We start from the raw sequence: 13,847 nt of genomic DNA, 5'->3' as shown, positions 1-13,847 counted from the left end.
TCAGTCGGGCGCTTTTGCGCGTGACCGGCTGTCTTCCACGCTTTCCAAAACCTCATTATCCTGATCAGCAGTGCCATCCATCGGCACGAGTCTTTTGCATGAAAATGAAGGGGCACCTGGTCCATGATAGACGCAGCGCTTTCAAACTATCCCCGCGCAAGGTTGATGACATCGGTCACCCCGGTCGAACGGCTTGAGCGTCTTTCCGACCAATTGGGGCTGGATCTGTGGATCAAGCGCGACGACCTGACCGGGCTCAGCTTCGGCGGAAACAAGACCCGCCAGCTGGAATTTTATATGGGCGAGGCGCTGAGGCAGCGGGCGGACACCATCCTGATCACAGGTGCCGTGCAATCCAATTTCGTGCGCACCGCGGCAGCTGCGGCGGCAAAGCTGGGAATGTCATCCGTTCTTCAAATGGAAGACCGCGTGACGAATATGGGCGAATACTACCATCGATCCGGAAATGTTCTTCTGGCACAGCTTCTGGGGGCGGAACATATTGGCTATCCCAAGGGTGAGGACGAGGCGGGCGCTGACGGCGCTCTTCACGAACGTGCCGAGGAACTGGTTGCCATGGGTCGAAAACCATACGTGATCCATCTGGGCATAGATCACCCTCCGCTGGGGGCATTGGGCTATGTGGCGGGGGCGGCCGAGTTGCATACTCAGATCAGCGATTTCGACGCCGCAGTGGTGCCGTCGGGAAGCGGGGCAACCCATGGCGGGTTCCTGGCCGGATTGCGTTTGGTCGGACAGACTGCGCCTGTCTACGGCATATGCGTGCGTCGCGATCAAAACCAGCAGCACGCACGTCTGCAAAAGGTCCTGGGGCGATTGGCAACCATGATGGGTTTCGACCCTGCTTTGGTCATGGAAGACATCTGTACCTGGGACGGCGCCTTGGCGCCCGGATATGGGCGGATCGGTCGCGCAACCCGCGAGGCGTTGACCCTGATGGCGCGCTCCGAGGGCATCTTTCTTGACCCTGTTTATTCCGCCAAAACCTTTGCAGGGCTTCTTGGGCTGCTTGAACAAGGTGTCATCGAAAAAGGCCAGAAAGTTGTTCTGCTGCACACGGGCGGTCAACCTGCGTTGTTCGGATATCAGGACGAGTTGCAACCAAGTTGACGCAGCGAAGCTTTGCGCCTGTGGTCCTGCGGGGCGACAGGATGGATGGAAGGGTGCTGCCCGCCGAACTGGCCGGGTAAGTACCCTACGACACTTTCGATTGATTGAGCAAAGACATGGCCCGCGCGACATCGCGGGTCTGCGCGCCGCCAACGATCGTGGCCAAAATCTTTCCAAGATCAAGCGGCGAGGCCGGTGAGCAGCCAAAGCGGTCGCAAGTTTGCACGTAATCCACCGCTGTGCGCAGTTCGAACATTCTTGCCTGCTGTTTGCGCGCGGTTTCCAGAGCCTCCGTGAACAGATCATCTGCGGCAGTGTCCATGGACCGCACCAACGCCTGTATCCGATCCGTCTCGGGCTGAGCCCAGGCTTCATTGGTCAGAACCTGCTGTTCACGGGCTTCATCCAGCAGGCGCTGAGCCGCCTTCGGGTCGTTCGCCTTCAATGACGCTTCGGCAAGGGCCGTCAGGAACACCGGCTTGTAGTTTCCGGCCCCGCTGGCCCACCAGGCTTCGGACGCGTCGCGCATTGCTCGGATCGTTTCCGGGCCTGGCTTGATCTGCGCGTCCGCCCAACACCGCCAGACATTCGCCGTCAGTGTCATGAAGGGGAAGGTGTGTTTGGTCGCCAGTTCCTCAAGGCGCGCGGCAACGTCGTAAACATGTTCAGGTTCACGCCGCAACAGGTGTAGCATACACAGATATGTCAGGGTCTGTGCCAGGCTATGAGCGTGATTGAGTTTCTGCGCTGCCGAGATCGCCTGATGCTGGATCTCGAGCGCGCGGTCCGGTTCTCCGCGCAACCAAACCGTCATGCTCAGGAAGCAGGATGTAATGGCGGCATGATCCGTGCCGTAGACATAGGCAAGACGGCTGTGCTGCTGAGGATCATACAAGCGCAACGCTTGTCGCAGATGTGCATAGGCGGCGTCCTGCTGCCCGATATGCAACAAGACGGCACCCATGGCCCGATGGGCAATCATTATGTGATGCGTTTCGTCGGTCAACTTGGACAGGTCCAGCAACTGCGCCGCGACGTCCTTGGCAAGGTCGTATTCACCGCGGACCAAATGATACGCATAGAGACCATTGAGCACAGGGAACAATTGTTCGGTTTCGCCCAGCCGATTGCACAGGTCGCGGATCCGGGCATACACCGCCCCCGTTTCATCGGCCGCGATGCCAGCGGTCGAGCGCAGAACGCCGGCCCGCAATGTCTGGATCTTGGTTTCCATGCGGTCGCGGTCAACCGAGTCTTCCTGCTGTTCAAGCAACGCCAACGCACGCCCCAACTGAGTGGCTGCTTCAATCCCGGCCGAGCGTTCAACGGCACGTTGCCCGGCCAGATACCAGTGTTCTATCGCTTCGTCCGGCATATCTGCCATCGTGTAGTGATGAGCCAGAATTTCCGGACCGGCAGAGTTTTCGCGCAACGAGGCAGAGTTCAGTGCTTGGACCACACGCGCATGCAGCGTTCGCCTCTCGCGTTTCAGCAGGCTGTTGTAAGCGGTGTCGCGAATGAGAGCGTGACGATAACTGAACGTTTCCTCGGGCTCTGAGTCTGAAACGATCACGATCCCGGCATCCACCAGCAAATCCAGACCGGAACGTAACGCCCGTTCATCAAAGCGGGACACGCTTGCAATCATCGGATAAGAGAATTGCGAGCCAATGACAGCGCCGATCTGTGCCACTTCCTTGGCCGAGCTCAGTCGATCAAGACGAGCCATCAACGCGTCATGCAGTGTTTTCGGCACAGTGGGTGATGGCGTGGACCGGTCGATCGTATAGGCGTCGGCGCGTTCGGTCAGAAGATCGGATTCCAGCAGATCCTTCGTCACCTCTTCTACGAACAGCGGGACACCGTTGGATCTGGCGGCAATCAGACGGTGAACTTCGTCCGGGACGGTCTTGCCTTTGGCAACATCGTTCACGATCTCTTTGACCTGCGCGAAATCCAGTTGTTGAAGCGCGACGTGCATCAGGTTGTGCGATTGTGGCCAGTCCGGATCAAAGCCTGTCCGATAGCTCATGACCATCAGCAGGCGCGCGTTCTCTATCCGGGTTACAAGCTGATCAAGCAGAGTCTTTGTCGTTGGATCGATCCAATGTGCATCTTCAAACAGCAACAGGGTCGGGGTTTCCTGCGCCAAGCCGATCACATGATTGACCAGCATGTCCAGCGTCTGCTTCATGATCTGCTCAGGGGTCAGATCCAGCGGGCCAAGCCTGTCTTCAAACGGGACCGACAACAGTGCCGCAGCCAGTTTCAGTGACCCTTCAGAAGGATCGCCCAGAACGCCGTGGATCTTGTTCATTTTTTCGTCCGCACTGTCACCGACCCGCAGTTCGGCCGCGTTTTCAAGCTGGCGAATGATCGGGTACAACGCGCTTGCGTCATGAAAGGGCGAACACTGAAATCGAAGCTGTCGGTGTTTTGCGTCCGGGATCGTTCGGCGAAGCTCTTCGATCAGCCTGGACTTTCCTATGCCCGCCTCGCCCGAGACCAGCACCACCTGACCTTGACCCTGACGGGCCAGCTTCCACTTGCTTTGAAGGGTTTCATGCTCCTGCGCGCGCCCGACCAATGAACTCATCCGGGCGTCGTCTGCCGCAAGAAAACGGCTGAGAGTCTGGCGCGTGCCGGTGACCTGCCAGGCTTCGACCTCTTTGGCAAAGCCTTTCAATTGAAACGTGCCACGGCGCACATATTCGAACGCATCACCCGCCAATTCCCGTGTCGTCGGCGCGACGATCATTGTCCCCGGATCAGCCATCGATTGAAGCCGTGCGGCAAGGTTCGGGGTCTCGCCCATGGCGGTTCCATCCTCGAACATCTTCTCTCCCCGCAGGTCACCGACGACAACCAGGCCGGTCGCGATCCCTATGCGGACTTCAAGATGTGCATGTGTGCGGATTTCCGGAATTTCGCGAACGATCCGGAGACCTGCATGAATGGCGCGTTCCGGGTCGTCTTCATGCGCATGCGGGAAGCCAAAAAACACCATGATGCCGTCGCCGTAGTAACTGGCGATATGCCCGTCAAAAGCGGCGACCGCAGCGGCGCAGGTCTCTTTGAACAGCCTCAGAACCTCGGCCAGATCTTCAGGATCCAGCTTTTGCGATATCGCCGTCGATCCAACAAGATCGATGAACATGACCGTCAGCTGTCTGCGCTCTGCAATGATGTTGGGTTCCTGATGCTTGCGATGTGATCCCGCAGGCTGCCCGGTTTCATCCCGTATTGCTTTCAGAAAGCGGCGCCTGGGTCCAATGGGCAGGCCGATCGTGACAAGGTCATCGTCGCTCAGTTCCGGCAGATCACCCAGTTCGACCTCGTGCCGGGAGAAGGCGTTGACATATTTGGACAAGCCGTTTCGGATCAGCCATTCATCTATGTCAGCCATTTGACCACCATGCATGGCCGCGACCAGGCCGATCCAAGCATTCCCCATTTCCCTCTGGTTGAAAGGACCAGCCCCGGGCACAGTCCGGGAAAACACCCCTCTATCAAGGACGACCCGCGAATTCCGGTCAAGTGTTCAATTTGAGGGTCAGGAAATTTCCATGCACGAAACGGTATTGGATCCTGCCATCTCTATTCGCCGGTCCGAAAATCGATGTGAATGTGATTGCCGTCCGGATCCCAGACGTTCAACTGAACGGTGTCGATTGCCGTCAGTTCCACACGGCGATAGGAGACGCCATTTGTTTTGAGATGCGCTTCGAACCGATCCAACCCTGTCGCCGAAAAAGCGAAATGCTCAAGCTTCAGGTCTGCGTCTGAACCCGTGGCCTCGGCCTCGACACCGACCAGATGCACGAAGGCGTTTTCTTCGACATAAAGCCAGGCTCCGGGAAAGGGGAAGGGTGGGCGTGGCCCGACCCGCATCCCCAGCACGTTGCAGTACCATTCGATCATCTCGTCCAAACGCGTGGTGCGCAGATTGACATGATCCAGTGACGTGATCCCCATGGCCTAGCCTCGGGTCCATTTGATCGAACATCCCATTGAGGGTGTCTGATCTTGGGGGCCTTGCCCGGTCTCGGCAATTTGCAGCATCGCATTGACCAATTCTGGTTCGCGCTTGCCAGTCTGGCCGCGGCCCAGATTGTCCAGACGGCCCCGGTACTGCAACTTTCCATCCGCATTCAAACCGAAGAAATCCGGAGTGCAGACAGCACCATAAGCCTTTCCTACGGATTGATCCTCGTCCACGAGGTATGGAAAGTTGAAGCCGTTCTGCCGTGCAAATTCCAACATGTTCTGCGGCGAATCTTCGGCGTAATCGCGATAGTCGTTCGACATGACCGCCAACACGCCGATCCCCTTGGACATCAGCAGGTCCGTGTCCTGGGCAAGCCGGTCCGTGATCGTTTTGACATAGGGGCAATGATTACAGATGAAGGCGATCAGCAACCCGTTTTGCAGGTGATCGGACATCTTGAAGGCCCGACCGTTCGGGTCTTTGAGCGTGAAGTCCGGGGCGTTCCAACCGAAATCGCAGATCGGAGTGTCGAGCAGCATGATTGTCCTTTTTGTGACCAATTGGCATGTTCAGACCAGCTTAGCTGACGGGCGCCGTTAAGTAGAGCGAGATTTCCGGCGTCATGTCTGCGACGGAATGCGCCTGCAAACGTATCTGGTTCAGATCAGCAGCGTTGACAGGCTTGGGTAATAGCTGAGCAGAAGCAACACCAAAGTTACCGCGATCAGGAAAGGCCAAAGCGATTTCAGGATTGAACCGGGCGATGTGCCGCTCATGGATGAGGCGATGTACAATCCGATCCCGACCGGGGGCGTCAGCAGCCCAAGCACAAGGTTCAGGCAAGCAACAATGCCGAACTGATAAGGGCTGATATCATATGAACCGGTTGCAATCGGCAGCAGGATCGGAGTGATCAGGATGATCGCGGCGATGCCATCGATCATCATTCCAACCAGCAAAAGCGCAAGGTTCACGACCAGCAGGAACACGAACGGGTCCGAAGTGATCGAGGTGATCAACCCAGCCAGTTGCTGTGGTATTTCCTCATAGATGATGACCCAGCCGAACACGCTGGCGGCCGCGATCATGAACAGGATCATCGACGCATTGGCTGCCGTGCGTTTGAACATCTGTGCCAGGTTGCTCGGCTTCAGGTCCCCGTAAACCAACCAGCCCACCAGAAACGCGATCAGGGACGCGATTGCGGCGGATTCGGTCGGTGTGGCGATCCCGAACAGAATGCCGCCTATGATCGACATCGGGATCAGCAGGGCAGGGGCCGCGCTGATCAAGGCCTGGACGGCTTCGGCACGCGTCATCCAATGCCCCTTCGGAAAGTTTTGCCACCACCCGATCAGTGTGATGACCGATGCAAAAGCCCCGGCAAGGATCAAACCGGGCAGGATTCCTGCAATGAACATGTCACCAATCGGGATCTGAGCCAGAACACCGAAGATGACAAACATCATCGACGGCGGGATGACCGGAGCCAGCAGCCCGCCCGCGGCCGTCGTGGCAGCGGCGAAACCCTTGTCATAGCCCTCCTCCTCCATCGCGGGGACCATGGCGCGCGACATCACCGCGATCTGCGCCGTCGCAGACCCGATGATGGCCGCCATGAACATGTTTGCCAGCAAGTTGATATAGGCCAGCCCGCCACGAAACCCGCCTACAAATACCCGGGCCAGCGCGACAAGGCGCCGGGTCATGCCGCCTTCGTTCATCAATTCTCCGGTCAACATGAACAGAGGAATTGCCAGCAGGCCGTAATTCTCAAGACCGCCGAACATTTTCTGCGCGAAGCTGTCATAAAGAACCGTGTTGCCGCTTTCCCAGATGTACCAGATGGCCGTGATCGCCAGCACGATCGCCACGGGCACGGACAGAAGTAGAGTGGCCAGAAAGACGATGGGGCTCATGGCTGTGCCCCTTTGCCCGGGGCGCTCAGCAGATGCATGGTGGAATGCAGCGTCGCGCCCAGTGCGAAAAGCCACATCACCAACCAGAACAGATACTTTGGCAGGCCCAGGGTCAGCGTTGGCTCGGCGTAGATGAAATTGAATGTCTGACCTTGAAACGCCGCCACGTCAAATCCGCTGCTGGCGATGTCCAGCGGAAGGAACCAGCGCCAGCAGAACCACAGCATCGCAAGGGAAAAAGCAAACACGACCACGTCCACACCCTTGCGGATCAATGGTTTCGCGCGTTCGGGCACGTTGTCGGAAACGATGGAGATCGACACCGAGCTGCGATGGTGCAATGCGGAAGACGCGCCCAGAAAAGTCATCCAGACCATCGCGTAGATCGCCAGCTCATCAACCCAGAACAGGGCGTTGCCCGCCGTTCGCGTCACGACATTCAACAAAATCAGAGCCGTTATGCAGACTGCCAGAAAGGCAGCGCACCACAACTCGACCCGCGCCAAGCCTGCCGACAGCCGATACAACATCGCTGCTCTCCCGTGAAAAAGGGCGCAGGATCGAGCTGCGCCCCTTTCGTCATGCCGTTTTCGTTATTTTGTTTCTGCCGCAGTCTGCCGCAAAGCGTCAAGGGAAGAGGTCTTCTGGGACCAGATCCCGTTCCACTCTTCGATCGCGTCGCCAAAGAACAAGGCATCAACCTTTTTGTAGGCTTTGCCAGTGCCCTCGATTTGCTCCAGCCATTTGGCATCGTTTTCAACGTAGGCATCAATGGTGCTGTCGACATGCTTGGCCATGAGTTCCGCGATCATCGCGCGGTCTTCGTCGGACAAACCAGCCCAGACCTTGGCCGATACCAGCCCGACCATCGGGAACATCATGTGATCCGACTGCACGATCGTGTCGGCGTGTTCATAATATTTCAGAACCCAGATCAGCTCGGCGTCCATGTCGATGGCGTCGACCTGACCATTGGCCAGCGCATCATAGACGGCAGGCAAGGGCATGGGCGTGGGTGCCGCCCCCACCGCGTTGTAGAAATCCAGAATCGGTGTGAAGGGCGTGATCCGCAGTTTCAGGCCTGATAGATCTTCGGCGGAGGAAACCTCGCCCCGGCTGACGATCTGGCGCAATCCTGCCATCCCATATCCCAGTCCAACGACACCAACCTGCCCCGGCAAGGGTTCCAGCATGGATTTGGCCGTATCGGATCGCAGGATGCGCCCCGCGTGCCCAATGTCATCTGCCAGATAGGGCGCATAGAATGCCCCCAACTCGGGCGCGCGGTTCGAAACTTCAGCCACGGTCATGAAAGCCATGTCCAACGCGCCGGTCTGCAATTGTTGCAGCATTTCGGCCTCGTTCCCCAACTGGCGGGCCGGGAAGACCGATACCGAATGCGCGCCACCACTGGCCTCATTCAACTCGGCCCCAAACGCTTCGGCGGCTTTGGTCCAGATATGCGGTGGCGGCGTGATCAGACCCAACCGAAACTCTTCGGCGTGAGCGGCCACGGACGCCAGTGCCAACGCAGCCGCAGAGGCGGCGATTTTTGCAAAATGTCTCATTACTTCCCCTGTTTGATCTTGTTTTACAACGTGACCCAGCCCTCGGGCGGTTCCTTTCCCGGGTGCACAGCCTGACAATTGGGGCAGGTGCGGTCTTGTTCCGAAGCATAGAACTTCTGATAAACCGGAGGCAGGTCATCAACGATGGACTTTAGCTGCATTTCCGCTCGATGCACCAGTGATCCGCATTCAAAGCAATACCATTCGATGGCGTCCAGCTCTCCGGTCTGGCGCTTGGGTTCAATCACAAGCCCGATCGAACCTTCCTGAGGGCGCTGTGGCGAATGGCGTACATGCGGAGGCAGCAGAAAAACCTCGCCTTCTCGGATCGGAACATCATAGAACTCCTCTCCGTCATAGATTTTCAGCACCATGTCGCCTTCAAGCTGGTAGAAGAATTCTTCCACCGGGTCATCGTGGTAATCGGTTCGCTTGTTCGGACCACCCACAACAGTGACCATCAGATCGGCGTCTTCCCAAACCTGACGATTCCCTACGGGCGGTTTGAGCAGATGGCGGTGTTCGTCGATCCAGGCCTTAAAGTTGAACGCTTTCAGTTTTGACATGTCCCACTCCCTATCCCGGAAAGTTTGGCGCGTTTTTTCATGACCGCAAAGAAATTATCAGCATCTCGCTATCCGATTTCCTTATACTGCCCGGCCTCACCCAGCTCAGACGCGCAGCCCGCTTTCATCAAATGCTTTGCGAATGATCGCTTTTTCGGCGTCGGTCAGTTCCAGCATCGGCGGACGTACACGGCCACCGACCTGACCCAGCAACTCTTGCCAGTACTTTCCGAATGCAGTGGGTTTGCCCGCAGGACGCGCGCGTTTCATCGCGTCGCGGACAGGGTTCAGACTGTCAAAGACACGTCGCGCTTCATCGGCCTTTCCCACAAAGGCCAGACGCGTGTATTCGTTCATCCGCTGATCGACCTTGCTTTGCAGCTGATAGGGCGGAGACGAGCAGAGATAGAGCTTCCAGTCCAGTTCCAATATGTTGTCCAGCCACTCATGTTCAGCCGAGGTCGAGACATGGATCCTGTCGCCCACCATATGGGTCAGCTTCACGTACATCTCGCGCGGGACCGAGTATTTTATCGCAACGATATTGGGTAAGTCCGCAATGCGAGCGCATTCTTCGGGTTGCATCAAATAGCCGCTGTCTGGATGGCTCCACATGGCGATGCCGATATCCAGTTCGTCACAAAAACGCTTGTAGTACTGGTACAAAACCTCTCCGCGATCGTGCACAAAGCTCAGAACCGGCGCGTGCAGTACGATGTAATCCGCACCGCAGTTCTGGGCGTGATGCGCCAGGTCCAAGGCCGTATTCATGTTCTGGTCCGAGACCGAGACGATTACACCGGCTTTGCCTGCGCATTCGTCAACGGCAATTTCGAAGTTGCGCTTGCGCTCTTCGATGCTCATCGAAAAGAACTCGCCCTGTTTGCCGGCGACGAAAAGGCCCTGGATGTCCAGATCATCGATCCAATGGCGGATGTTTGCACGCAGTCCCGATTCATCCAGAGACAGGTCATCATTGAACGGGTTCAGTGCCGCTGCCCATATCCCAGTCATATGTTCGCGGGCATAGGCCTTCGCGTCCTGTTTTGAGTATTTCATTTCCAAAGTGGTCCCCGTGGCTTCATCATGAACAAAACACACCAGGCGGGTCGGTCCAGTGCCATTTCAGGGAAATGGTTATCTGAAAAACATATACCACCAACTTACCAATTCAGATTTTTTCAATGCTAGTCTAGGGTCCAGACATGAAGATCGCAGTCATCGGAACCGGCGCAATCGCGCAATATGTGCAGCGCATGTTGCCAGAATATGGGCATGAGTTGGCAGCCATTCTGGTCAGACCACAGCGCGTTGATCCTAAATCGCCCAAGTCAGTTGGTTCGGTTGATGACCTGCCGGACGGAATCGAATTGGTTCTGGATTGCGCGGGGCACGAGGCATTGGCCGGATTGGGTCCGGACATTCTGGCACGAGGGCTGGATATCATCAGTGTCTCTGCCGGCGCACTTGCGGATCAGCAAGTCAGTGACCGGCTGGACAGGGCCGCGCGAAAGGGCGGGGCGCGGCTGCATCTGGCAAGCGGTGCCATAGGCGGGCTGGACTGTCTCAGCGCCGCAGCGGTCGGGCCGCTCAAGTCCGTCACATATGTGGGGCGCAAGCCGCCGGCGGGTTGGAAGGGATCACGTGCCGAACACAGTCTTGACCTCGGCAATATCACCGCGGCTGAAACACATTTTCAGGGTTCCGCACGAGAGGCGGCGCTGGCTTACCCCAAGAACGCAAATGTCGCCGCCGCCGTCGCCTTGGCGGGTGTGGGGTTCGATAGCACACAGGTTCGTCTGGTCGCCGATCCGACGATCCACAAGAACATTCACGAGGTCGAGGCCGAAGGCGATTTCGGCACGTTTCAGTTCCGGATCAGCGGCACCGCGCTGCCCGACAACCCGCGAAGCTCGGCGCTTGCGGCCATGAGCGTGCTGTCCAAGCTGGATCAGCTTTGCAAGCCGATTGTTCTGTAGCCATGGTTGGGCGTCACTCTCGCATCGTTGACCGCGCCTTGACCCGCCTGAAGCTGCGACAGCTGCGTCTGCTGGTTGCAGTTGGCGCGCATGGGAACATTCAGAATGCCGCGCGTGAGCTGGGAATATCTCAGCCAGCGGCCACCAAGATGATTCAGGATCTTGAACTGGATTTCGAAGTCAAGCTGTTCACGCGAACCAACCGAGGCGTTGTGCCAACGGTTTTTGGCGAAACTCTCATACGTCACGGGAAGCTGATATTTGCTCAGGTTTCCAACGCCGCGCAGGAACTGGACGATCTGAACGAAGGAAATTCCGGCCGTGTCGTGGTGGGCACGTTGCTTGCGGCGTCAACCAGCCTGCTACCCGCCGCCATCGAACTGCTGCTGAAAGACCGCCCGAACGTTGCAGTCAAGATCAGCGAAGGGACCAACGAGGTGCTCATGCCCCGGCTGCTGTCGGGTGAGATCGACATGGTTGTAGGACGCCTGCCGTCGCACCGGCATCGCGACAAGATTCGACAGGAAAAACTGTTCGAGGATCGGATATTGGCCATTGTCGGCCCTCAACACCCGCTGGCAGGGCGGGACGCCGTGACCTTTGCGCAAACCAAGCCGTTTGGCTGGATTCTTCCCCCGCAAGAGACCACGTTGCGACGTCAGGCGGATCATTTTTTCGTCGGCCAGCAGCAATATATGCCACCGGTCGCCATAGAATCCGTGTCCTACCTGACGAACCGGGCGCTGCTGCAATCCCGCGACCTGATCGGCCTTATGCCTGCCGAGGTCGTCGTCCAGGATATAGAAAACAGCCATCTTGCCCAGCTCGCCTGGGAGGTTCCTTTCGGGCAGGGGCCGATTGGAGTGTCCTTCCGTGCCGACGACGATCTGTCGCCTGCGGGGCGCGCTTTCAAAACGGCTCTGCATCGGGCGGCGCAGAGCAGACAGACCAGATATTCGCCAATTTGATATCCGTATACGCGCAATGCGCTTGAACTCATGCGAGGCATCGCGCGATCAAAAATCAAGGCAAATGGAGGCGCCGGTTTCATGTATCCAGAGCTCAGGCTGTTCATTGGCGGCACGTGGCGAAAAACCGGGCGCGATATCCCGGTTGTCAACCCGGCAACCGAGGAAGAACTCGGTCGGTTGCCTTGCGCATCGGTGAAAGACCTGGACGACGCGCTGCAAGCGGCCGTCGAAGGCTTTAGACTGTGGCGCCGCACATCGCCGCGGGAACGCGCGGATACGATCCTGCGGGCGGCAGCCCTCATGCGTCAGCGGCAGGAAGAAATCGCGCATTCCATTACTCTGGAACATGGCAAGCCTCTGAAGCAGGCCCGGCTGGAGGTCATTCGCGGCGCCGAGTTCTTTGAATGGGATGCGGGCGAGGCGATGCGGACCTATGGGCGGATCATTCCGGCGGCGCAGGGTCACAAATTTGCAGTTCATCACCAGCCTGTCGGCGTTGTCGCGGCATTTTCGCCGTGGAACTTCCCCATGAGCCAACCTGCCCGGAAAATCGCCGGTGCTTTGGCCTCGGGCTGTTCGGTGATCCTGAAAGCGGCAGAAGAAACGCCTGCCGGCGCTTTGCACATAGCAAAAGCGTTCGAAGATGCCGGTCTGCCAGCGGGGGTTCTGAATTTGGTGTTCGGTGAACCATCCGAGATATCCGGCCATCTGATCCCGCAAGACCCCGTTCGCCTGGTGGCCTTCACCGGATCGACAACCATCGGGCGTCATTTGACCACTTTGGCGGCCCAACACGACACCCGAGTGCTCATGGAGCTGGGCGGCCACGCGCCGGTCATCGTTTGCGAAGATACGGATGTGCAATCGGCGGCCGTTTCAGGCGCGGTCCGCAAAATGCGCAATGCCGGTCAGGTCTGCACTTCGCCAACCCGTTTCTTCGCGCATGAGAGTGTTTTTGACGCATATGCGGCCGGGTTCGTCGCAAGGGCCAAAGCCACGGTCGTCGGCAATGGGCTTGACGCAACCGTTGAAATGGGCCCAACGGCCAACGACCGGCGCGTTCCAGCCTTGTCAGAGCTGGTTGAAGACGCAGTGGCACAGGGGGCAACGCTTGCCACAGGCGGATCGCGGGTTGGTGAGAGGGGATATTTCTTTGAACCCACGGTGTTATTGAACGTTCCTGAAGCGGCGCGGATCATGCGCGAAGAGCCGTTTGGACCGGTTGCGGTGATCAACCCGGTGGCTTCGCTGGATGAGGCGATCGCTCTGGCGAATTCAGTTCCCTACGGGCTGGCGGGGTACGCTTTCACCAATCGGGCGGATTACATCGACCGTCTGATTGACGAGGTCGAGGTCGGTAATTTGTCGATCAACACGCTTGAAGCATCGATGCCGGAAACGCCCTTTGGGGGCGTGAAATCCAGTGGCTATGGTCGGGAAGGCGGAACCGAAGGCCTTGAGAATTACATGACGGTCAAGAACGTCTGGCATTCGGCCGAGATCTGCTGAAAAAGACCCCGACACCTGCACTTGTCGACTTTTCGCGACCAAGCCGGCCTTTTTCCTTTCGAAACCGACCAAAGGGCCAGCGCAGCGCTGCGGTTGTGATTTCAATACCTGCGGAATCGACAGAGGCGGCAATGTGCCCTTCCTGATGGGGCGCCCGAACGCGGATCATGACCTATGTCAATGACAGTAAACCCGCCTTGCTGTCCATTGGCCGGG

The 13,847-nt window shown here is 57.9% G+C and carries 12 protein-coding genes; 4 read left to right on the top strand and 8 right to left on the bottom strand.

From position 1 onward, the window contains the following. Positions 1 to 123 precede the first annotated feature (123 nt). Positions 124 to 1,131 (top strand): D-cysteine desulfhydrase family protein, encoded by a 1,008-nt coding sequence (locus GOW09_RS14570; RefSeq protein WP_171119347.1) that lies wholly within the window; start codon positions 124 to 126, stop codon positions 1,129 to 1,131. An 85-nt stretch (positions 1,132 to 1,216) separates the two neighbouring features. Here the strand turns inward: GOW09_RS14570 and GOW09_RS14565 are convergent, their stop codons facing one another. From GOW09_RS14565 to GOW09_RS14530, 8 genes are all read right to left on the bottom strand, one after another. Beyond that, positions 1,217 to 4,585, bottom strand: a complete 3,369-nt coding sequence (locus tag GOW09_RS14565) for an AAA family ATPase (protein WP_217360279.1) — start codon at positions 4,583 to 4,585, stop codon at positions 1,217 to 1,219. A 143-nt stretch (positions 4,586 to 4,728) separates the two neighbouring features. After that, positions 4,729 to 5,106, bottom strand: a complete 378-nt coding sequence (locus GOW09_RS14560; RefSeq protein ID WP_152460352.1) for a VOC family protein — start codon at positions 5,104 to 5,106, stop codon at positions 4,729 to 4,731. A 3-nt stretch (positions 5,107 to 5,109) separates the two neighbouring features. Next, positions 5,110 to 5,658 (bottom strand): thioredoxin family protein, encoded by a 549-nt coding sequence (locus GOW09_RS14555; RefSeq protein ID WP_152460351.1) that lies wholly within the window; start codon positions 5,656 to 5,658, stop codon positions 5,110 to 5,112. 120 nt (positions 5,659 to 5,778) lie between these two features. Continuing rightward, positions 5,779 to 7,038, bottom strand: coding sequence for a TRAP transporter large permease (locus tag GOW09_RS14550; RefSeq protein WP_171119345.1), 1,260 nt, complete (start codon positions 7,036 to 7,038; stop codon positions 5,779 to 5,781). Beyond that, positions 7,035 to 7,568: a TRAP transporter small permease gene (locus GOW09_RS14545; RefSeq protein ID WP_171119344.1), complete on the bottom strand. Its 534-nt coding sequence runs from the start codon at positions 7,566 to 7,568 to the stop codon at positions 7,035 to 7,037. The genes GOW09_RS14550 and GOW09_RS14545 overlap by 4 nt, the downstream gene beginning before the upstream one ends. A gap of 63 nt (positions 7,569 to 7,631) precedes the next feature. Further along, on the bottom strand, positions 7,632 to 8,606 hold the full coding sequence (locus GOW09_RS14540) for a TRAP transporter substrate-binding protein (RefSeq protein ID WP_171119343.1): 975 nt from the start codon (positions 8,604 to 8,606) through the stop codon (positions 7,632 to 7,634). Positions 8,607 to 8,629: 23 nt separating this feature from the next. Further along, the gene (locus GOW09_RS14535) at positions 8,630 to 9,172 is read right to left on the bottom strand and encodes a 3-hydroxyanthranilate 3,4-dioxygenase (RefSeq protein ID WP_152460347.1); all 543 of its coding nucleotides are present in this window, start codon (positions 9,170 to 9,172) and stop codon (positions 8,630 to 8,632) included. A gap of 105 nt (positions 9,173 to 9,277) precedes the next feature. Then, positions 9,278 to 10,231 (bottom strand): dihydrodipicolinate synthase family protein, encoded by a 954-nt coding sequence (locus GOW09_RS14530; RefSeq protein WP_171119342.1) that lies wholly within the window; start codon positions 10,229 to 10,231, stop codon positions 9,278 to 9,280. Between the two features lie 146 nt (positions 10,232 to 10,377). Between GOW09_RS14530 and GOW09_RS14525 the strand changes: the two genes are divergently transcribed. From GOW09_RS14525 to GOW09_RS14515, 3 genes are all read left to right on the top strand, one after another. Next, on the top strand, positions 10,378 to 11,151 hold the full coding sequence (locus GOW09_RS14525; protein ID WP_171119341.1) for an aspartate dehydrogenase: 774 nt from the start codon (positions 10,378 to 10,380) through the stop codon (positions 11,149 to 11,151). Positions 11,152 to 11,153: 2 nt separating this feature from the next. Next, positions 11,154 to 12,119: a LysR substrate-binding domain-containing protein gene (locus GOW09_RS14520; protein ID WP_171119340.1), complete on the top strand. Its 966-nt coding sequence runs from the start codon at positions 11,154 to 11,156 to the stop codon at positions 12,117 to 12,119. An 81-nt stretch (positions 12,120 to 12,200) separates the two neighbouring features. Continuing rightward, positions 12,201 to 13,631, top strand: a complete 1,431-nt coding sequence (locus GOW09_RS14515) for an NAD-dependent succinate-semialdehyde dehydrogenase (protein WP_171119339.1) — start codon at positions 12,201 to 12,203, stop codon at positions 13,629 to 13,631. The last annotated feature ends 216 nt before the right edge of the window (positions 13,632 to 13,847 follow it).

This window comes from Ruegeria sp. HKCCA5463 (genome assembly GCF_013034175.1).
Taxonomy (GTDB): Bacteria; Pseudomonadota; Alphaproteobacteria; order Rhodobacterales; family Rhodobacteraceae; genus Ruegeria.
This window is presented reverse-complemented; position numbering and strand designations above follow the sequence as displayed.